This window comes from Mucilaginibacter glaciei (assembly GCF_014773245.1).
Classification (GTDB): Bacteria; Bacteroidota; Bacteroidia; order Sphingobacteriales; family Sphingobacteriaceae; genus Mucilaginibacter; species Mucilaginibacter glaciei.
The window spans coordinates 1-20,424 of sequence record NZ_JACWMX010000005.1 but is presented as its reverse complement, the minus strand read 5'-3'; the positions used below and the strand labels follow the sequence as shown (position 1 = coordinate 20,424).

Below are 20,424 nucleotides of genomic sequence, written 5' to 3'. Positions count from 1 at the left end.
CCATTCCCTTTTTTTACTTTTGCGGCAATGAATATTCTCTTATCTTACTTAAAAAATTACAGGGGCGTTGTTTTTTTAGCCCTTTTATTGGCCGGCGTAAACATCGGCTTTTCGCTTCTTGATCCTTACATCAGCGGCCGTATACTTGACCAGGTTATAGGTAATCGCAACAGCTATACCTACCACAACTATTTAGTTGCTGCCTTAACCTTTGTTGGTGCAGCTATCGGGGTGGCTATGGTATCGCGCATCGCCAAAAACTTTCAGGATTATTATACCAGCATCATCACTCAAAAAGTGGGCGCCAAAATGTATGCCGATGGTTTAAAGCACTCGCTTGAATTACCCTACCAGGTATTTGAAGATCAGCGCAGCGGCGAAACACTGGGTATTTTGCAAAAGGTGCGTTTAGATTGCGAAAAGTTTATCACCTCTTTTATCAGTATCCTTTTTGTGAGCTTAACAGGTATGTTGTTCGTTATCTTTTACTCGCTCAGCATCAGTTACAAGGTTACGCTGGTTTACCTGGCGGCTATCCCGGTTATTGCCTTTGTGAGTATGGTACTAAGCCGCAAGATCAAAGTAATCCAAAAAAAGATAGTAGGCGAAACTACCGCGCTGGCAGGTTCCACTACAGAATCTTTAAGAAATATAGAGCTGGTTAAAAGCCTGGGCCTTGCCAAACAGGAAATTGAGCGATTGAATAATACCACCTATAAGATCCTTGACCTGGAACTGAAGAAGGTGAAGTATGTACGCAGCATGAGCTTTGTACAAGGCACCACAGTTAACCTGGTGCGCAGCAGCATGGTTGTTGTATTATTGTTGCTAATATTTGAACGCACCATTTCTCCGGGGCAGTATCTAAGCTTGTTGTTCTACTCCTTCTTCCTGTTTAACCCGTTACAGGAGTTAGGTAATGTAATATTAAGCTGGCGCGAAGCCGAGGTATCGTTAAATAACTTTAGGGGCATATTGAGCGTACCCATCGATAAAAAGCCCGAAAAGCCGGTGCTTTTAGAAAAAATCAGCAAACTGACATTTGATAACGTGAGCTTTAAGCATCTAACCGCCAACCGCAATGCTTTAAACCATATCGGTTTTGAAACTACCGCCGGGCAAACCATTGCATTTGTAGGTCCCTCTGGATCGGGTAAGAGTACTTTGGTTAAACTACTGGTAGGATTGTATCAGCCGTTTGAGGGCGAGGTAAGCTATAACAGCATCCCAAGTAATGAAATAGACCTGGACCAGCTGCGGGAGAAGATCGGTTTCGTAACGCAGGATACGCAGCTATTTTCAGGAACTATCCGCGAAAATTTATTATTCGTGCGCCCGGGTGCTACTGACGATGATTGTATGAATGTACTGCAACGCGCGGCCTGCCAAACGTTATTGGCCCGTGCCGATAAAGGTTTAGATACCGTAATCGGCGAGGGTGGCGTAAAGGTATCTGGTGGCGAAAAACAACGTCTTTCTATCGCACGTGCCTTGTTACGTAAACCGGATATTTTGGTGTTTGACGAGGCTACTTCGTCGCTCGATTCGATCACTGAAGAAGAGATCACCGCTACCATCCGTGATGTTTCTGAACTGAACGATCATATCACCATCCTGATAGCGCACCGCCTGTCAACCATTATGCATGCCGACAAGATCTTTGTGTTAGAGAAAGGCCATATCATTGAATCGGGCAAGCACTTTGACCTGATAGAGCAAAAAGGCCTTTATTACGCTATGTGGAGGCAGCAGATTGGCGAGAAATTTACGGTAGACGCGTAGGTGAAAAATTTGTGCGGTTTCAAAAAACAGTGTCATTTCGAGGGAAGCGCAGCGACGAGAAATCTTCTTGCCATCGCAGAACGGTTTTGCCTCCGCTGAGATTGCCGCGCTATCGCTCGCAAGGACATGGTGGTAAATTATGGGTTTAAAAAATGGTGTCATTGCGAAGAGCGCAGCGATGTGGCAATCTCAGCATATCCGCTTGTCTACTGAGATTGCCACGCTATCGCTCGCAATGACATGGTTATTCGTCGCCTCGAAAAAAACGGTGTCATTGCGAAGAGCATAGCGATGTGGCAATCTTAGCATATCCGCTTGTCCACTGAGATTGCCGCGCTATCGCTCGCAATGACATGGTCTTTATACAACAAAGCCCTGCTGAAAAATTCAGCAGGGCTTATTTTTATATCTTGTCATCCTGAATTTATTTCAGGATCTCTCGGGACAAGTAGCCAACATGCGGGAAAACTTTGATGGTGAGATGCTGAAGCAAGTCCAGCATGACAGGTATATTTACCGCACCAGTGTCCCAATAGCTTCGCCCTCGGCAATTTTCATGAAGTTGCCGGGTTTGTTCATATCAAATACAATGATGGGCAGCTTATTTTCCTGGCAAAGGGTAATGGCGGTCATATCCATTACGTTTAGGCCTTTATCGTAAACTTCCTGAAAGGTTATCTCATCATAACGCGTTGCTGACGGGTCTTTCTCCGGGTCGGCAGTATAGATACCATCGACACGGGTACCCTTCAGTACAACGTCTGCCTTGATCTCTATGGCACGTAATGACGCTGCTGTATCTGTAGTGAAATACGGGTTACCGGTACCGGCGCCAAAAATTACAATTTTACCGCATTCCAGGTGATGCATGGCACGGCGGCGGATGTAAGGCTCGCAGATCTGCTCCATTTTTATAGCCGACTGCAGGCGAGTTTCTACACCGATGGTTTCCAGTGCATTTTGTACGGCCATACAGTTAATAACTGTAGCCAGCATGCCCATATAATCGGCCTGGGCGCGTTCCATACCGCTTTTTTCGGCGCTTAAGCCCCTGAATATGTTACCGCCACCTACTACAACCGCTATCTCGATACCTTTTTCCTTAACGGCTTTAATATCCTGAGCGTATTGCAAAACCTGGTTGTTATCAATACCATACTGCCTTTGGCCCATTAAGGACTCACCGCTTAACTTCAGTAAAATTCTTTTGTATTTCATTTATCAGGAAGATTTATCAAAAATAGTTATTAATCGGTATTGTTAAAATTTTATGTCGTCTTCATTAACAAATTCCCAGCAAGGATAGTTTGCTGCGTTTCAAAAGCATCATTAAATACAATTAGGTCGGCATCAAAACCTGCAGCAACCTGCCCTTTCCTATCTTTTTTTGCCAATTGTGCCGGATAAAGACTGGCCATGTTGATGGCTTCTGCCAGTTCAATACCCACCTTTTCTACACAATTCTGTACGGCTTTTAACATCGTAAGGCTCGATCCGGATAGCGTACCGTCGGGCATCACATACTTATCACCCTCCAGGCGGTGCTGATAAGCCCCGGTGGTGGCAGCGGTAACCGCATCTGTAATCAGGAACAATTTATCGCCCAATTCGCGCTTTGCCAGCCGAATCATCGGCCAATCAACATGGTTACCATCGGCAACAATACTAGTGTAGGGTTTTGCTTCAAAAATTGCGGGGATATAACCCGGTTCTCGGTGGTGCATTTGCGGCATGGCGTTAAACAGGTGCGTAACTGCGGGGATAGGGTTATTTAAAAATCCTTTACCTTGCTCGTAGGTGGCATTGCTATGGCCGGATGATATAATGATCCCCTCCGCATGTAGATAGTCTATCACCTCCTGATCCTGTAATTCAGGAGCTATGGTGATCATCGTGATCACACCATCACCCTGATCTATCCAGCCCTTAATTTCCGCGAGCGTGGCTTTTTTGATAAACTTTGCAGGGTGCGCACCTTTCTTAGCCGGATTAAGATACGGGCCCTCCAGGTGGATGCCCCAAAAGTTACCACGTGCGTGGCTACGATATTCTTTCGCTGCCGCGATGCCCGCTTCTACAATCTCATTGGTGTTTGTGCCAATGGTTGCGAAAAAACCGGTAGTGCCCTGGTTCAGCAGGTCGTCTTCCATGCGCTGCAAGGCTGCAACTTCGGGCGTGCCTGCAAACAGCTTACCCCCGCTGCCATAGATCTGCAGATCTATCAGGCCCGGTGCAATATAATTCCCCTGAAGGTTTTTCTTTTCGGCATCGGCAGGGATTTCTACTTCGGCAATAACGGCCTTTATTTGGCGGTCCTCGATTAAAATGGCTTTGCCTGCGGCGATGGTGCCGTTAGTGATGAGTTGTAGGTTATGAAGTGCTGTTATCATACTTAATTTATAACAATTGCGTCATTGCGAGGAACGAAGCAATCTCTAAAAAGGACAATCGGTTAAGCAAATCGTTTAGCACAGTTCTGAGATTGCTTCGTTCCTCGCAATGACGCAGGATCAAAAAAATAACAGGACAAAAAAAATCCCCCTCGTTTTTAACGAGGGGGATAAAATATTTAAGCTCCTAAAGCTACCCGCTTAAAGGCGGTAACGGTTAGGCCTTTATCAACCGTATCTAAGAACTGTGATACAGTTTTAGATGAGTCTTTTACAAACTCCTGGTTTAATAAAGTTGAGTCTTTATAAAATTTGTTCAGCTTACCTGCAGCGATTTTTTCAACCATTGCTTCTGGCTTACCTTCTGCACGGATCACATCTTTTGCAATTTCCATTTCGCGCTCAATAACAGATGAATCAACACCATCTTTATCAATAGCAACCGGGTTCATGGCAGCAATTTGCATAGCAACATCCTTACCAGCTTCATCAGCACCTTCAACAGCCTTGCTTAAACCAACTAATACACCTAAACGGAAGTTACCGTGGATGTAAGCAACAACTTTATCGCCTTCAATCACTTCGTATTTAGATACGCCGATCTTTTCGCCAATTTTACCTGTTTTGTTAATGATAGCTTCGCCAATTTTAACACGCTCGGTATCAACATCAATAGTAAGATCGTACAAAGCTTCGATAGAAGCCGGTTTGTTTTCAACAGCTACGTTTGCAATTTCATTAGCGAAAGCAACAAACTCAGCGTTCTTCGCTACGAAATCAGTTTCGCAGTTCAATTCGATGATAACACCTGTTTTGAAATCTTCAGAAGTACGTGCGATAACAACACCTTCGTTAGACTCGCGGTCCTGGCGGCTTGCAGCAACCTTAGCACCTTTTTTTCTTAAAAAATCAATAGCAGCTTCAAAATCACCATTGGTTTCAGTTAAAGCTTTTTTGCAATCCATCATGCCCGCACCTGTTTGCTGGCGCAGTTTGTTTACATCTGATGCAGATATTTGTACTGTAGACATTTTGTTTTGGTTAAATAGTGAATAGTGAGTGGTGAGTAGTTGGTTTACTTATCATCCCCAAACACTAAATTTTATTAATGAGTAAGTGGTGAATAATAAACGGTAAGTTTTAACAACTCACTATTCACTAATCACCACTCACTTAAAATTATTATTCTTCTGTTGAATCAGCAGCAGGGGCTTCAGTTTCAGCCTCAGCTGTTACATCTGCAGTCCTTTTTCTTTTACCACCTTCAGAACGGTCTTGTACTTCAGGGGCATCAGCTTTTGCTTTTGCAGCAGCTGCTTCTTTTTCAGTTTCGTCATCTTTCTCGCGTTTGCGCTCATCCAAACCTTCTTCGATAGCTTTGATAATGATACCGGTGATCAATGAAATTGATTTGGTAGCATCATCATTCGCCGGGATAGGGAAATCGATGTTCGACGGATCAGAGTTGGTATCAACCATTGCAAATGTTGGTATGTTAAGCTTTAAAGCTTCAGATACCGCGATGTGCTCTTTCTTAACATCTATCAGGAACAATGCAGCAGGTAAACGGTTAAGATCCGCGATACCACCTAACAAGGTTTCTAATTTGATACGCTCGCGCTGTATCATCAAACGCTCTTTCTTAGAAAGGTTGCTGTAAGTACCGTCTTTAGTCAATTTATCGATGTTTGACATCTTTTTGATCGACTTGCGTACGGTAGCAAAGTTGGTTAACATACCACCCAACCAACGCTCGGTGATGTAAGGCATATTTACGCCTTTTGCATATTCAGCTACGATATCCTTCGCTTGTTTCTTTGTTGCTACGAATAATACTTTACGACCTGATTTTACAATTTGTTTGATAGCTGCAGCAGCTTCTTCAACCTTTGATAAGGTTTTATTTAAATCGATAATGTGGATACCGTTGCGCTCCATAAAAATGTACTGTGACATTTTCGGGTCCCATTTGCGGGTAAGGTGACCAAAGTGTACACCTGCATCCAGTAAATCCTGATATGTTGTTCTTGCCATTGTTGTTGTCCTCCTAAAATTTTAGCGTTTACTGAATTGGAATTTCTTACGTGCTTTCTTACGGCCTGGTTTTTTACGTTCAACCATACGGTCATCACGTGTCATTAAACCTTTAGCGCGTAAAGCCGGTTTCTTTTCCGGGTCCAGTTCAACAATAGCTTTCGCGATAGCTAAACGAACGGCTTCTGCCTGTCCTTTTACACCACCACCTGCTACGTTTACTTTAACATCGAATTTACCTGCGCTGCCAGATACTTCTGTGCTTTGCATAACGATGTATTGTAAAGGTAAGGTAGGGAAGTACTCTTTGTAATCTTTACCGTTAACGGTAATGGTGCCAGATCCATCATTTAAGTAGATGCGGGCAACTGCTGTTTTTCTTCTGCCTGAAGTGTTAGTTGTTGGCATTTTTCTTTTCTCCTTTGTAATTAAATGGTTGTTGGATTTTGAGCTGCATGAGGATGCTCTGCACCTGCATAAACATGCAGGTTACCGTAAATAGCACGGCCTAAACGGCTTTTTGGTAACATACCACGTACTGCTTTCTCGATCACACGCTCAGGATGCTTTGCCATTAACTCTTTTGGAGAAATGAAACGCTGACCACCCGGGTAACCGGTGTAAGAAACATACTGCTTTTCGCTGAATTTGTTTCCGGTCAGTTTTACCTTGTCTGCATTGATAACAATTACATTATCTCCGCAGTCTACGTGTGGGGTGAACCCTGGCTTGTGCTTACCTCTGATCATCATCGCGATCTTAGTACACAAGCGCCCCAAAATCTCATTGTTTGCATCAACAACAACCCATTCTTTATTGACGGTTTTCTTGTTGGCTGAGACAGTTTTGTAACTTAACGTATTCACTTGCTTTAAATTAAATTTATTAAACGTATTCTTTACCCCGTAATTACGGGACTGCAAAGATAGGCTTAATTGTTTAATTCACAAATGGTTTTTGGGATTAGTTTAAAGAGTTGGAAAGCTTAAATAGTTGTAAGGGTTTCAAAGAAAAAACTGAGCGGCTTCGCGACTTTGCGTGAACATCCATCCGCTACAGGGCTAACAAACTATTTCTATTACAGTTTACTCACCACCTTATAGATTGCCTTAGCCCAAAATTCGCCTAAAACAACTGCGCCCTTTTTGTTGGGATGCAGATAAAATATGCCTTGCCTGCCCGGCTCTGCCTGGAAATCTGTAAGGTAGTTCGCCTTGAAATAGCCAAATGCCTTCGTATCGCCAACAAATACATGGTTAGGATTAACAGCTTTATAGCTACTCGCCAGCGCATCTATCGCCGGGACATAAGTTTGTAGTCGCGTTAACCCTTCCTGTAAATAGGTTGCCCCGTTTTGGGTATTAGGGCTATACCATAAAGGGTGCTGATAGATGACGATGGATTTCGGGAAATGATTTAACAAGGTATCTGTAATGGTTTTCAAGTTGGCCTTATAATCAGCTACCGATACCGGGGCACCGTGCGTGCCTTTTACGGCGCTGTCATTGGTGCCTATCATCATAGCAAATACAAGCAGGGCATCCGCCTGCCCAAAAGCTTTGGCGGCCTCCAATACTTGTTTAAATGCAGGCATACCCGGTAAAAAATCAAGGGTGGTATAACCGCTGTGCCCCTGGTTACTGAAACTCACCGAGCCAAGTCCTTTTTGCTTACGCAACCACGCAGACGCAATTACCGGTGGGGCCTGTGTGGCGGGGCTATCTAAACCTGCACCATAAGTTATGCTATCACCTATATAAACGATTTTGAGGTTTTGAGATTGGGCGTTGATGTTAGAGATGTTAAAAAGGAAAAGTAAAAAGACCGCTATGTATTTTATATACCTCATTTACTATTTGGTTTACTTTTGCTCAGGATGGCGACTCGTATGGAATACGGAAGTAATTTTAATGAATAAGTCATTTGCTTGGACGGCATAAGTTATAATAAATGGAAAAATTTCAATCTTTGCTTCGCGGTGCCTGCCTTTTAATGGGTAGTGAAGCGGATTGCGAATAACAAAGCTAATTTTTCTTTGCACCTCCCTAATGAAGCGATCGCCTAATTCTGCTTGTTGCTCTTCATACCATTCCCAAGATGCTAACAATTCTTTCTCGGCTTTAACCGAAAAAATTACATTTTCCATTTACATTATGTTACGCTTACTTTTAAGCTGCTCAATAGATGCCTCTATATCATTCCAGGTACGCCCGGCATCCTCTCCACTATTTAGTTTGTCTAAACGGTCGTCTAATTCGGCTACAAAATTTTTATCTGCCGTCCATTCATAATTTGCTGGCTCATCTCTAACAAGCGTGTAAATAGCTTTAACACGCTCGTCATCTGCAGTATCTATGAAATCGTGCAGTTTTTCGCGAATACTTGCTATTGTCATAACTTACCTTTTTAACAAATTTAACTAATTATCAGCATCTTATCAACGCTTCTTCACCCTGCTTCCATAATATGCGCGGAAGTTATATTCCAATTATAGTTTAATAAGATCCAATATCCCCTTTTCGTCTGGGTAATTTACGCCAAGTAAAATATCTTCTTTTAAAGGATTGTATCTTTTTTTACCGATACTATAATACACCATCCCCTCATTAATTTGGGTTTGATAAACAAGCAACTGTTGGTTTGGAAAGTTTATCACATAAGTATGAAAAGTAAAAATCCTTTTGTGAGGATTAGCTTCAGTACTCACCTTCCCACTTTTAATATCATTTACTTCATACGTAGGCAAGGCGGGCAACACTGATATCACTTCATGGATTTTCTTTTTTTCATTCGTCCAGCTTTTAACAATATGTCTTCCGACAATTCGTTTGCTAAACTTAAACCCGGACAGATCAATATGCGCATACCTATCAAAAATCTTAAGCTTATCCTTATCTGTATCACTTAAATATACACCGTGCTGGTTTAGTCTACCCTTATCCCAACGAAGATAATCCTTTAAATGCAACTCGCTCAAAGAGGCAACAAAGAATAACAACGATATAGACATTAACGTTTTAAACATAATTCCTGCCTACCTCTTCTCCACCCTATCGTAAAACCCGCCGAAGCTGTTCATCTTCACACCGTCTTCCTTAAAGAAATCACCGGGGAAACCTAACTCGAATTTACTGGCTTCGTCCAGTTTGGCGATATGTTCTGCGGTTAGCTGTACGTCAACGGTCTTTAAATTATCCTTCAGCTGGTCAACTTTTGTCGCGCCTACAATAGGGATGCAGCTAAAGCCGCGGCTCATGGTCCACTGCAGGGCTACATGGCTTTCAGATACGCCCAATTCCTTCGCTACTTCCATCACCACACGGGTTATCTTTTCAGCCCGCTCGTTCAAGCGGTTACTTTCTGGTTTGATACGGCCTTTGTCGCCTTTTAAATATTTACCGGTTAGCGCGCCACCTGCTAAGGGTGCCCAGGGAGTAACCGTCATCCCGAAGTGTTTGGCCATCGGGATCAGGTCGCGCTCCGGTGTGCGGGAGAGCAGACTATACTCTACCTGCAGGGCAATGAACTGGCTCCAGCCCATCAGTTCGGCAAGGGTATTGCCTTTAGCCACCACCCAGGCAGGCGTATCGCTTATGGCAGCATAGTTTACTTTGCCCTGCCGTATCAGATCGTCCAGACCGCGCATTACTTCATCAATCGGGGTGATATCATCCCAAATGTGCAGGTACAATACATCTATAAAATCGGTCTTCAGCCGCTTCAGGCTTTCCTCCACACTGCGCATCATGTTTTTGCGGTTGTTACCGCTGGCGTTAGGGTTGGTAGTATTATCCTTTAAGCTGTATTTGGTAGCCAGTACAAAATAATCGCGGTCGTGGTTGCTCATGTACTCGCCTATCAGTTTTTCGCTGGTGCCCAGTTTGTAAACATTAGCCGTATCCAGGAAATTGCCGCCTTCTTTAGTGTAAGCATCCATGATCTCGAAACTGGTTGCAGCGTCGGCTCCCCAGCCGCCTTCAGTGCCAAAGCCCATGGTGCCCAGGCATAGTTCAGATACTTTAAGGCCCGACCGGCCCAGCAATTTATAATTCATAGCAGTGTGTTTTAGTAGATGAACGTTGAAAACAAAACTCCTGTTTTATCGGCCTTAATAAAAGTTAAACAGAAACAATAAGCACAGGCAATTGTAAATATAGCAAATACTATTACCATGAAAATCATCACCCTGCATAACCCGGTTAGTATCGACGAGCTTTACAATCATATTAAGGAACGCTTGAACCCCATTTTTAGGGAGCAGCGCCAAAGCTCAATTACTTTTACCGTAACTAATGCCCCTGCCGGGATAGAGATCTCTCAGCCGGAGTTATATGAGGGTGTGCTATTTACCATCGCCGTACAGGACGATGAACTTTGGATTACCCGCAACGAGCATTATGTAGATGACGTAAATTCCATTACCATTGAATCTATCTTAAACAGTTTGTTTGATGATGTATCCGGTAGCGAGGGAACTGATCTGGTGCAGGAAGGATAAATTAAAATATATCCAAAGAGTCATAGTGAGCCTGTCGAACCATTGGCCACATTACTTTGCCGGGCTAACAAGTCTTCGACAAGCTCAGACTGACAACATTATAAAAACAAAAATCCCGCTATGCTCTGCATAGCGGGATTTTTGTTAATGTCTTTATATTCTTATCCGTGTATCCAGCTGAACTTGTATTCCAGCATCGGGTTTTTCATTCTTTCGGCAACGCGTAATAAACGGTTGGGCAGGTTGATAATATAGTCACGGGCTTTTTCGCCGTCTTCCTTCAGGTCAACAGCGCTTTCAATATGCCAGTCTTCTATCAGCTCGCGTAATATATCTACATAATCAATTGCTGTGTAAATACCCAGGCGCTCGGCAGCATCAGTAAAGTGGCCAAAGGTTTGGCCTATCTTTAAACCAACTTCACGTAAAAAGTGTGCCGGCATTACAATCTTTTTGCGCATCATATCCTCAAACGCCAGCATAGCTTCGTTAGGGTCAACTTCAAATATCTTTTCAATAAAGTATTTGTATGCTTTAGCATGGCGGGCCTCATCACTGGCAATTACACCGCACATTTTTGATAACAAGGTATCGCCATCTTTTTTAGCCTGTGAGGCTACACGGCGGTGAGATACATTTGTTGCCAGTTCCTGAAAGGATGTGTAGATAAAGTTACGGTACGGATCGTGCCCGGTACCAATATCAAAGCCATCGGCAATTAAATATTGGGTGCTCACTTCCATCATCCGCATATCAACACGACCCGATAGGTATAAGTATTTATTCAACAGATCGCCGTGGCGGTTTTCTTCGGCAGTCCAGTGGCGGGTCCATTTCATCCAGCCACCCTCTTCGTTATCAGATACGCCCTCAACCATGGTCAACCATGATTCATAAGTAGGCAATGCCTCTTCGGTAATCGTATCGCCAATCAGTACAGCAACCAAATCGTACGACAGGCCTTTGGCGCTTTCCTGTAACTCCTTTATTTCGCTAAAAAAAGTGCTCCTTGAAGCATCAGGCAAAAAATCTGACGGCTGCCAGATGGTATCAATAGGCTTAAGGTACTCGGTCATCTTCTCGAGCATAAACTTCTCAATATGCCCCATTACTTCCTTGCGCTTTTCTTCAAAAAATTTCATACAAACTTATTAGTGTTCAAAGTTAACTATTTTAATGTTAATATAGTTTTGACGCTTTGTAATCTATGGCGTCTTTCATACAATCTGACAAATTATTGATTGAAGGGGGGCCGTCAAATATAGAAAAGCTGGTGTTATAATCCCAAAGGATGCCGGGGATGTTCATCGCCTTCAAATTTTGGCGCACAGCTTTGATGTACCTGCACCGGCTATCAGCATCGGCGTACTGGTTATAAACACCATACTCGCCGCACAGGATAGGCACATAATACTTGTCGGCCCATTTTTTTACGATCAGCAATTTATCCCTTACAGATTGCACGTTGCCGTCTGCCTTGTACTGATAGTAATTGGTTTCGCCCCAGGTACCCTTTGTTTTGGGGTTAAGTGCTGGATATTTATCCGCATTGTAAGGGAACGGGATACCTGTTGTAGCCACCTGGTCACCTACCCAGGTTGCACCCTGGTGGGTAAACAAAAAAGGCTCGTAAAAATGGAAGGTGTAAATGATGTTCTCGTCTGCCAGCCGCTCCATACGGCTTAGCTCATATATACTGTTAAAGTTTGATGCCCCCACAATTAATGTCCGGTTTTTGTCCACCCCCCTAATTGCTGTAACTATATTATACACAGCATCTTTCCACACTTTGGGGTCCATATGGGGCGGCTCGTTGTATAATTCAAAAAAAACATTTTCGGGGCTTTCCCGTATATATCTCTTGGTTAAGATTAACCAAAGGGAAATCAGTTTTTTTGTTTCGGTTAGGTAGTTATTATCATTTAAATTACCGTAATGGTAATCTATTATTAATTTTATACCGTATAACTTACATTGTTTCAAAACTTCATCAATATGAGTAAATACTTTCTCAACAGGGATTCCGGTAGTGTCGAAATAGTTAAACGCCACCGGCAGGCGGATACTTTTAAAGCCCAGTTGTTTAATTAACTTAAAATCAATGATTTTAGTAGCAGTTTGGCCTAAATTATCCTTGTTCCATGTTTGTTCGAGCCATGAAACGCTAACCCCATTGTTTAAGCTTAAGGCGCGTTTAAATGCTAACTGCCTTGCGGTAGGCAGGTTTGGATTGCTTTTTGCAACTAAAGCCTGCATAGTTATAATTAATACTATAATTAACCGCTTTGCAAATACATTAAAGTGTAGCGTGTTTTTCACTTATATTAAAGAGTTTAGTACTTATACCATTTAAAATTTAAGTAACCAGCGAATGTTTGTTCAGATCTCTAAAGAAGAATATCAAAAAGAAATATCAAAAAAAGCGTGGTACCAAACTAATAATATCATTTGGACGATCATCTTTTTGTACCCGATATTTAGCATAGTTGATTTTATATACGCTAACAATATTTGGTTGCAATTTCTAATCATCAGGATCATAACCGTTTTGGTGATATTAGGTTTGTATAATTTGTTCCAAACGCGTAAATATAATTATCGCATCTTGCTGCACATCTGCTTCTTCATGCTGTCGGTTACAATGGCAATACTATGTAACGTAGTTAATTTTCAGCAGCAAAATATTTACTACCTAATTTACGCGGCCATTTTGCTGTTTTTTAACTTACAGGTTTTTTGGGAGCCTATCAACTCTATCATACAAACCTTATTGGCTATATTACTTTTAGCAGTTTTTTACAATATGCTAAGCGAATATACCTTAGATTCGGTAGTAACCAATGGAGGGCAGTTTTTCTTCATTATTGCCTTTATATCGTGTTTGATACCCAACGCGCGTTTTAAAGTGATTGCACGTGAGGTGCGCTCGCAAATATTGATCGAAAAATCAAACGACCAGTTAAAAGAGCAAAACAGGGATATTAACGAGAAGAATAATATTATTGACAGGCAATACGAGCAATTACGCAAGCTTGACGATCAGAAAAACAGCTTTATAAACATTGCAGGTCACGATCTGAAGAATTTGATAGGCCAAATAGTAATGAGCAATAACATGCTTAAAGAAGAAGATTACCGCCTGAGCACCGACCAAAAGGAATACGCGGGCTATATTTCAGAATCGGCAGATAAGATGCAGTATATGCTTAACAAACTGATGGATGTTAAGGAGATCGAGTCGCCGGAGATGAAATTCAATATGGAGATTTTCGATATCAACCAGGAAGTTAGCCATGTGTATCGCGGCCTGCAGGAAACCGCGCAGATGAAGAACATTCACCTGACGGATAATATTCTTAAACTGCCGCTAAACGTTAAGTTAGACCGCGTTTTTGCCGGCCAGGTATTCCAGAACTTATTATCCAACGCCATCAAATTTTCACAAACTAATAACGATATTAAGGTGGTGACCAGCCTGCAACGCCAAAAATTTGTGTTTGAGATCATTGACGAGGGTGTTGCCATAGGCCAGGATGAACTTGACATGATGTTTAATAAATTGAAAACATTAAATGATGCGTCGGGCAGTATGGAGAGCAGGCTGGGCTTAGGCCTTTCAATTGCCAAACTGATGACCAAAGAACTTGGCGGCGAATTGATTTATCGCAGTGACGATAACGGCAACTATTTTAGAGTAGAATTTTACGTAATAAACTAATATTTACAAATCTGATGAAGAGATTACTTACATTTTTAGCTTTCATATTAATTAGTTCAGCATCGTTTGCGCAATCGATGGCTACTATTTCTTTAAAGGGAATGGGCGGCCATAACGATGACGAATCTGTGACGGGTATGAGTGGTGCTACCTCATTTTATTATAAAATAACCCCTCAATATGAAGTTAACGGCAGCAAGCTGGTTATTTATTTTGAGCCATCGCAGGCCCTTATCCGCGAAAAATCTTTTATCAACTTATTTGTAGGTTCAAAACCTGTTTACAGCGGTAAGTTAACTAAAGATTCTATCCAGCGCATTGCCATCAATTTAACCCGTGCCGATGTAAGTTCTGATAACTTTTTAAAAGTACAGGTTAAAACCTTATTAGCCATCAGTAATGATCAGTGTAAGGATCTGGATAACCCGGCTATGTGGGTAAAGATTAAGAACTACTCTTACCTATCGTTAGTAAAAAGTAACAAAAACTTCTTCAACAACGTAAATATCAGTAACTGTTTCGATTCAAAAACAGCCATTGTTTATCCCGCCAACCCGTCACTGCACGATTTAAAGGCAGTAGCATGGGCCTATGCAAGGTTGAAGAAAACCGCCACCCGCGAAATCTCTGTTTATGAGGCTTCTAAATTACCTGATACCGTGCGCAACTTTATCATGGTGGGTAAGTTAAACTCATTAACGGCAGATAAACGCCCGTTGGTAAAGGTTACGCCCCAAAACAACCAGGGTTTATTTTACTTGCACAAGTCTGTAGTAAGTGTAATGGATACCATTACCACTATGGTAGATATGAAGGGCCGTGCTATGCCGGTTAAATCGGTAGCGCAGGAGAACGTACCTGTCGAGATCTTATTTGTATCGGGTGGTGATGATGCCGGTTACGAAAAAACAATTACCGCATTAGGTAATATGAATATCCTGAACTCGACTTTTGGCGATTACCTTTTGGTGAACAAGGCACAAAATACCTTCTTTAAAACCATCGATGAAAACCGCTCAAAACTATCGTTAAAGCAAATTGGCGGCGTTAGCGATTTCTTATCCGGTATCGGTTCATTAAAGAGTGCCTTTAACTTCAAAAACTCCGATTTTAGCTTTACCCCGAAAGAGGTAGAGATCAGGATAATTGCCAACTACAGCAGCCTTAACCCCGGCGATCGCGGTTTCTTTAACATTTACCTTAACGGTTTATTATTAAGCAGCGAAAAGCTGGACGCATCGGGCAAATTAAATACATCGGTAACTATTAACAGGTACCAGCACCACAAGTACAACACGCTCGAGGCTGAATTCCGCTTTTACCCAAGCAGCGGTAACTGTTCAAACAGCTTTACCAACTTCTTCTCAGAGATTGACGTTGATAAATCATACCTCGAATCAAAAAACCCGTTCATCACCAGCGACCTGAGCTTTTACCAGTATCCGGAGGCCTTCAATAGCGGCACAACCCGTATCGTGGTATCTAAAAAATATGCTAAGTATGCAGCCGGTGCAATGGGCGAGATCATATACGAGCTAAATAACAACATCAACGCCAACAACTTCCCGGAGTTTATGTACTCTGACGCGGTGGAGTCGAGCGAGTTGAAAAAGAACAACATCATTGCCTTGTTAACTAAAGAAGACCCCTTGCTTAACGAGTTCCCGGATGCGCCGATCAAATTCAACCAGAATTTTAGGCTCTACAACACGGATAATAATACGGTGGTTTACTCGCTCTCGGATACCACATCCAACGGTTTGGCGCAGATCTTTTACGGGCGAAGCAACAATGCAACGCTGGTACTCACGGCTACAGGCGTACACCTGGCCGAAGCCTTCCTGGCGGCATCCAAATCAATTACCGAGCAGCTATCTACCCTATCCAGCAACGTTTGTATATCTGACGTGAACAATAATAAATACTTGTTCAACATCAACAAATCGAGCGAAAACCTGGAGTACATCGATACCAAGAGCGCGCTTACCCGTTTCTGGGATAGCTACAACCTGTACATTTTGTTAGGTATACTGGTGCTGATCCTGCTATCATTCTTGTACATACGCTCAAAAGTTCAAAAATCGCAAGAGTTGTTTAATGATTAAGCCGCTTAGTGCATTACGTTTAGCTACTTTATTATTTTTTGCATGAGTATGTCCATTCCTGAGTTACTGATCAATGACGGGTTTATTACGGCAAGTGAACGGGAAGAAATTGAGGCATTTTCAGCAGAGTCGGGTCTGTCGTTCCTGAAGATCGTACTGAACTTTGGCTACATCTCGCGTAAAAATTACGAGCGGTCGTTACTAAACGCCGGGTACACCTTTGCGCCCGTGCGCGAAATGGAGTACGACGCTGAGGTACTGAGCAAAATTGACCTGCAGTTTGCCTATGAGCGTGTGGCTATGCCTATGCGGATAGAGAATAACAAGGTGCTGGTGCTGATGGCTAACCCTAACGACGAGCTCTTTTTAGACTTTATTAAATTCACCTATGATAAGGAGCCCGAGATCATCGTGGCGTACGATTTAGAGATCGTTTGGCTGAGCAATAAACTACTGGGAGAAAAGTATGTAAAATCGGCTGTGTTTGAGCTGATGAAGCGCGACCCCGACAACTCGGCCGTGGTAACGTTTACATCACCCCAGCTCATTTTTATTTTTGTACTGATCGCCCTGGTAACCATAGGTTTGGTGCTGAGCTTTAAAAACACATCCATCACCATCAACGTGATCTTGAGCTCGTTCTTTTTGGTAGCCATTATCTTTAAACTATTCCTGGCGCTGGTAGGTTCGCGGTTTGAATTGCACCAGGCCGTAACCAAAGATGAGCTGAAGCTGATTGTTGATGAGGATATGCCCATCTATACCATCCTGCTGCCGGTTTATAAAGAAGATAAGCTGATCAAAAAACTGATCTGGAACTTACAGGCGCTCGATTACCCCAAGCACAAACTGGACATTAAACTGCTGCTGGAAGAAGAGGACGATAAAACGCTCAACGCAGTAAAAAACCTCGATTTCCCTGCCATATTTGAGGTGGTTATTGTACCCTTCCACATGCCTAAAACCAAGCCAAAAGCTTGTAACTACGGCCTGCACTTTGCCCGCGGTAAATACCTTACCATATACGATGCCGAAGATATCCCCGATACCGATCAGTTGAAAAAAGTGGTATCGCTGTTTGGGAAACTACCCAACGAGTATGTATGTATCCAAAGTGCCTTAAACTACTTTAACCGGAACGAGAACTTCCTGACCCGTATGTTTACCCTCGAGTATTCGTACTGGTTTGATTATATGCTGCCCGGGCTGGATACCCTGGATATCCCTATCCCGTTAGGGGGTACCAGCAACCACTTTAAAATGGCCGAACTGATAGAGCTTGGTGCCTGGGATCCGTTTAACGTAACCGAAGATGCCGACCTGGGTGTACGCGCCTATGCAAAGGGCTACAAGGTAGCCATCATCAACTCTACCACCTACGAAGAGGCCAATAACGAACCTTTTAACTGGATCCGCCAGCGCTCGCGCTGGATAAAGGGTTACATGCAAACCTACCTGGTGCACATGCGCAACCCCGTTAAACTATGGCGAACAATCGGCTGGAAGGGCTTTCTGGGTTTCGGTTTCTTTATCGGGGCAACCCCAATAACCTTTTTGGTGTACCCGCTGCTGCTGCTGTTTTTTATCGCCTACGTTATATTTGACCTTTCAACCATCCGTACCCTCTTCCCGGATTGGGTGCTGTTCATGTCTATCTTTAACCTCATGGTGGGTAACATCCTCATGATTTATGTAAACATGATGGCGGTATTTAAGCGCCGGTATTACGAGCTCATCTTATTCGCGGTAGCCAACCCTATTTATTGGCTCATGCACTCTATAGCAGCTTATAAGGGCTTATACCAACTAATAGTAAAACCGTTTTACTGGGAAAAAACAAACCACGGGTTAAGTAAAGTTAACAATCCTACAAACGTTGTTAAATGAGAATCTCTAAATCTGTATACCTGCTCATCCTCACCGGCATACTGGTAATTTATTACCTGGTGTGCGCTATATACCTGCATGATCTGGGGTATTATAATCAGGAGTCGTTATTTTATATAGAGAAGGCCAAGATCGTATTCGAGGGGTTGGGCAACCGCTTAAAGGTAATGGGCTTAACCGCCCCCATCACACCCTTTTACGCCATTTTTGTGTTTACCCCATTTGGCTACGCGCTGGCACCCATACTGGCATCGGCAATGGGTACGGCAGGGTTGTTTTATGTGATGGCCAGCTCGCTGCTCAAAAACCTGAAGAACGATTTTTACCTGTGGATCTTACTGGCCATGTTCCTTTTCCACCCCGGCCTCATTTACTCGGCCTGCTCCGGCAAGGGTATCTACATGTCGCTTATCTTCTTCTTCCTGTTCTTCATCAACCTGTTTAAATTTTATAAATCTAACACCACATTCCACGTATCTATTGCCAGCATTTGCCTGGTAACACTTATATTTTGTGATTATAAATTCATCTGGCTAACGCTTTTCTTTTTACCGCTGGTGCTTTCCATCACGGTACATAGCTTAAAATTGGGCGAGCAGGAGTCTATCTTCCGCTTGTATCAAAGTATCAACAGCCCGTCGTTAAGGCGTAAGCTGGTTAACAAAACCTTCTCGCTGTACATCATTTTGTTTGCGCTGCCGCTGGTAGCCGTACTGTGTTACAAGCTGCTTAACCTTACCCACGCAAGCGATCTGAATTATTTTAATGAGAGCCCCTACGCTACCTGGAATGTATTGGTTGATAAGTTAAGCTTTGACGCGCAAACCGCCGGCGGTAATATCAAGATCCCCGAAATTTCTATCCTGTTATCGGCAAGGGTACTGCTGTTTTGCCCTATGATAATAGTGGCCGTTTACCTGTTAAGGGAGAGTACCTACCAGGTGTTAACCATTCTTACCCCTTTTGCACTCATCGAGTTTTTACACATTAAGTATGATAAGGTTTACGTGGGCTATCAGTACTACCTGCTGTTTATTGTATTGGCATTTTTATGCGTGATCATCAAACATCACACGGTTAAAAACCATTTCGCTTTTAAAATAATGCTGGGGATAATGGTAGCGGTGCAGATTGGCATGGGTGGTTACTACCTTAAAACATCATCTATACCCGAAGAAAAAAACTTTGTTAACATACTGTTTAACCGTACCGACGACGATACGCAAGCCGAAAATATGGATGTGGCCAACTACATTGCCAGTTTGCCCGGCGACCAGCACATATTAATTGACGATGCCACCGCCTACCCTATTGTAGCCTTTACGCGTGACATACGCCCGCTGATAATGCCCTATGAGTCGAGTTTTTTAAGTGCCCTGGAGTCGCCCGATAAATATGCTGATTATATTGTAATTGCGACCGCGAAAAACGTACTTACCGGATATACGCAACTCAACAATAAGTACATTATACAGATCAAGAAAACCATCCCGCAGATGGATTTCCGCAAGGTATTCGAAACTAAATACTGGGTAGTTTACCGGGTGATAGCTGTCAGGTAGGTGTATCGGGCGCGGGGTTTGAGGTGCGGGGAGCGGGGAATGCACTATAATCCAAACATGTCCTTGCGAGCGGCAGCGCGGCAATCTCGTCGAAAGCAAATCCACCACAACAAACACGTCTTTGCGAGGTACGAAGCAATCCCTAATTAACAGGTACGATTTCCAGAGCCGATTGTCATGGTAAGCTTGTCGAACCAATCTACCAAACGCGTCATTGCGAGGTACAAAGCAATCTCCCGATTCACAGGTCTGATTGACAGAGCCGATTGTCATGGTGAGCTTGTCGAACCATCACCGCACGTTTCCTTCGACAAGCTCAGGATGACCCTATCAAACACGTCTTTGCGAGGTACGAAGCAATCCCTAATTAACAGGTACGATTTCCAGAGCCGATTGTCATGGTAAGCTTGTCGAACCAATCTACCAAACGCGTCATTGCGAGGTACAA

19 protein-coding genes are annotated in these 20,424 nt (G+C 43.1%); 6 read left to right on the top strand and 13 right to left on the bottom strand.

All coding sequences use genetic code 11. The annotated features are described in order from the left end of the window. The first annotated feature begins 27 nt into the window (after positions 1-27). Positions 28-1,782 carry an ABC transporter ATP-binding protein gene (locus IDJ76_RS12520; protein WP_191163676.1) on the top strand — a complete coding sequence of 585 codons (1,755 nt, stop codon included), beginning with the start codon at positions 28-30 and terminating at the stop codon, positions 1,780-1,782. 513 nt (positions 1,783-2,295) lie between these two features. Here the strand turns inward: IDJ76_RS12520 and pyrH are convergent. The 11 genes from pyrH to IDJ76_RS12465 all read right to left on the bottom strand — a co-directional run bounded on the left by pyrH (position 2,296) and on the right by IDJ76_RS12465 (position 10,260). Continuing rightward, the gene (gene pyrH / locus IDJ76_RS12515) at positions 2,296-3,000 is read right to left on the bottom strand and encodes a UMP kinase (RefSeq protein WP_191163675.1); all 705 of its coding nucleotides are present in this window, start codon (positions 2,998-3,000) and stop codon (positions 2,296-2,298) included. A 50-nt stretch (positions 3,001-3,050) separates the two neighbouring features. Beyond that, entirely contained in the window at positions 3,051-4,172 is a 1,122-nt protein-coding gene (gene nagA / locus IDJ76_RS12510; protein WP_191163674.1) for an N-acetylglucosamine-6-phosphate deacetylase, read from the bottom strand. 179 nt (positions 4,173-4,351) lie between these two features. Next, positions 4,352-5,203: a translation elongation factor Ts gene (tsf, locus tag IDJ76_RS12505; RefSeq protein ID WP_191163673.1), complete on the bottom strand. Its 852-nt coding sequence runs from the start codon at positions 5,201-5,203 to the stop codon at positions 4,352-4,354. Positions 5,204-5,354: 151 nt separating this feature from the next. Beyond that, complete coding sequence (gene rpsB / locus IDJ76_RS12500) at positions 5,355-6,206, bottom strand: 30S ribosomal protein S2 (RefSeq protein ID WP_191163672.1); 852 nt, start codon at positions 6,204-6,206, stop codon at positions 5,355-5,357. 21 nt (positions 6,207-6,227) lie between these two features. Further along, complete coding sequence (rpsI, locus tag IDJ76_RS12495; protein WP_191163671.1) at positions 6,228-6,614, bottom strand: 30S ribosomal protein S9; 387 nt, start codon at positions 6,612-6,614, stop codon at positions 6,228-6,230. Between the two features lie 20 nt (positions 6,615-6,634). Next, positions 6,635-7,072, bottom strand: coding sequence for a 50S ribosomal protein L13 (rplM, locus tag IDJ76_RS12490; protein ID WP_191163670.1), 438 nt, complete (start codon positions 7,070-7,072; stop codon positions 6,635-6,637). Positions 7,073-7,284: 212 nt separating this feature from the next. Further along, positions 7,285-8,055, bottom strand: coding sequence for an SGNH/GDSL hydrolase family protein (locus IDJ76_RS12485; protein WP_191163669.1), 771 nt, complete (start codon positions 8,053-8,055; stop codon positions 7,285-7,287). Between the two features lie 12 nt (positions 8,056-8,067). After that, a complete protein-coding gene (locus IDJ76_RS12480) occupies positions 8,068-8,352 on the bottom strand; it encodes a type II toxin-antitoxin system RelE/ParE family toxin (protein ID WP_191163668.1) in 285 nt (94 codons plus the stop codon). After that, positions 8,353-8,601 (bottom strand): hypothetical protein, encoded by a 249-nt coding sequence (locus tag IDJ76_RS12475; RefSeq protein ID WP_191163667.1) that lies wholly within the window; start codon positions 8,599-8,601, stop codon positions 8,353-8,355. 93 nt (positions 8,602-8,694) lie between these two features. After that, on the bottom strand, positions 8,695-9,216 hold the full coding sequence (locus IDJ76_RS12470; RefSeq protein ID WP_224746311.1) for a hypothetical protein: 522 nt from the start codon (positions 9,214-9,216) through the stop codon (positions 8,695-8,697). Positions 9,217-9,240: 24 nt separating this feature from the next. Next, on the bottom strand, positions 9,241-10,260 hold the full coding sequence (locus IDJ76_RS12465) for an aldo/keto reductase (RefSeq protein WP_191163665.1): 1,020 nt from the start codon (positions 10,258-10,260) through the stop codon (positions 9,241-9,243). 117 nt (positions 10,261-10,377) lie between these two features. On the opposite strand from IDJ76_RS12465, the gene IDJ76_RS12460 reads away from it, so the two are divergent. Continuing rightward, complete coding sequence (locus IDJ76_RS12460; protein WP_191163664.1) at positions 10,378-10,704, top strand: hypothetical protein; 327 nt, start codon at positions 10,378-10,380, stop codon at positions 10,702-10,704. Between the two features lie 161 nt (positions 10,705-10,865). On the opposite strand, the gene IDJ76_RS12455 is transcribed toward IDJ76_RS12460, so the two are convergent. Together IDJ76_RS12455 and IDJ76_RS12450 are read right to left on the bottom strand one after the other, a co-directional pair. Further along, positions 10,866-11,846, bottom strand: a complete 981-nt coding sequence (locus IDJ76_RS12455) for an acyl-ACP desaturase (RefSeq protein ID WP_191163663.1) — start codon at positions 11,844-11,846, stop codon at positions 10,866-10,868. A gap of 37 nt (positions 11,847-11,883) precedes the next feature. Beyond that, positions 11,884-12,960 (bottom strand): glycoside hydrolase family 5 protein, encoded by a 1,077-nt coding sequence (locus IDJ76_RS12450; protein ID WP_191163662.1) that lies wholly within the window; start codon positions 12,958-12,960, stop codon positions 11,884-11,886. 115 nt (positions 12,961-13,075) lie between these two features. Between IDJ76_RS12450 and IDJ76_RS12445 the strand changes: the two genes are divergently transcribed. Genes IDJ76_RS12445 through IDJ76_RS12430 form a run of 4 tightly spaced genes read left to right on the top strand, consistent with a single transcriptional unit; the run spans position 13,076 to position 19,976 of the window. Continuing rightward, the gene (locus IDJ76_RS12445; protein ID WP_191163661.1) at positions 13,076-14,422 is read left to right on the top strand and encodes a sensor histidine kinase; all 1,347 of its coding nucleotides are present in this window, start codon (positions 13,076-13,078) and stop codon (positions 14,420-14,422) included. A gap of 14 nt (positions 14,423-14,436) precedes the next feature. Beyond that, a complete protein-coding gene (locus tag IDJ76_RS12440; protein WP_191163660.1) occupies positions 14,437-16,527 on the top strand; it encodes a cellulose biosynthesis cyclic di-GMP-binding regulatory protein BcsB in 2,091 nt (696 codons plus the stop codon). A gap of 42 nt (positions 16,528-16,569) precedes the next feature. Further along, complete coding sequence (locus IDJ76_RS12435) at positions 16,570-18,414, top strand: glycosyltransferase family 2 protein (protein WP_191163659.1); 1,845 nt, start codon at positions 16,570-16,572, stop codon at positions 18,412-18,414. Further along, entirely contained in the window at positions 18,411-19,976 is a 1,566-nt protein-coding gene (locus IDJ76_RS12430; RefSeq protein WP_191163658.1) for a hypothetical protein, read from the top strand. The genes IDJ76_RS12435 and IDJ76_RS12430 overlap by 4 nt, the downstream gene beginning before the upstream one ends. Positions 19,977-20,424 lie beyond the last annotated feature (448 nt).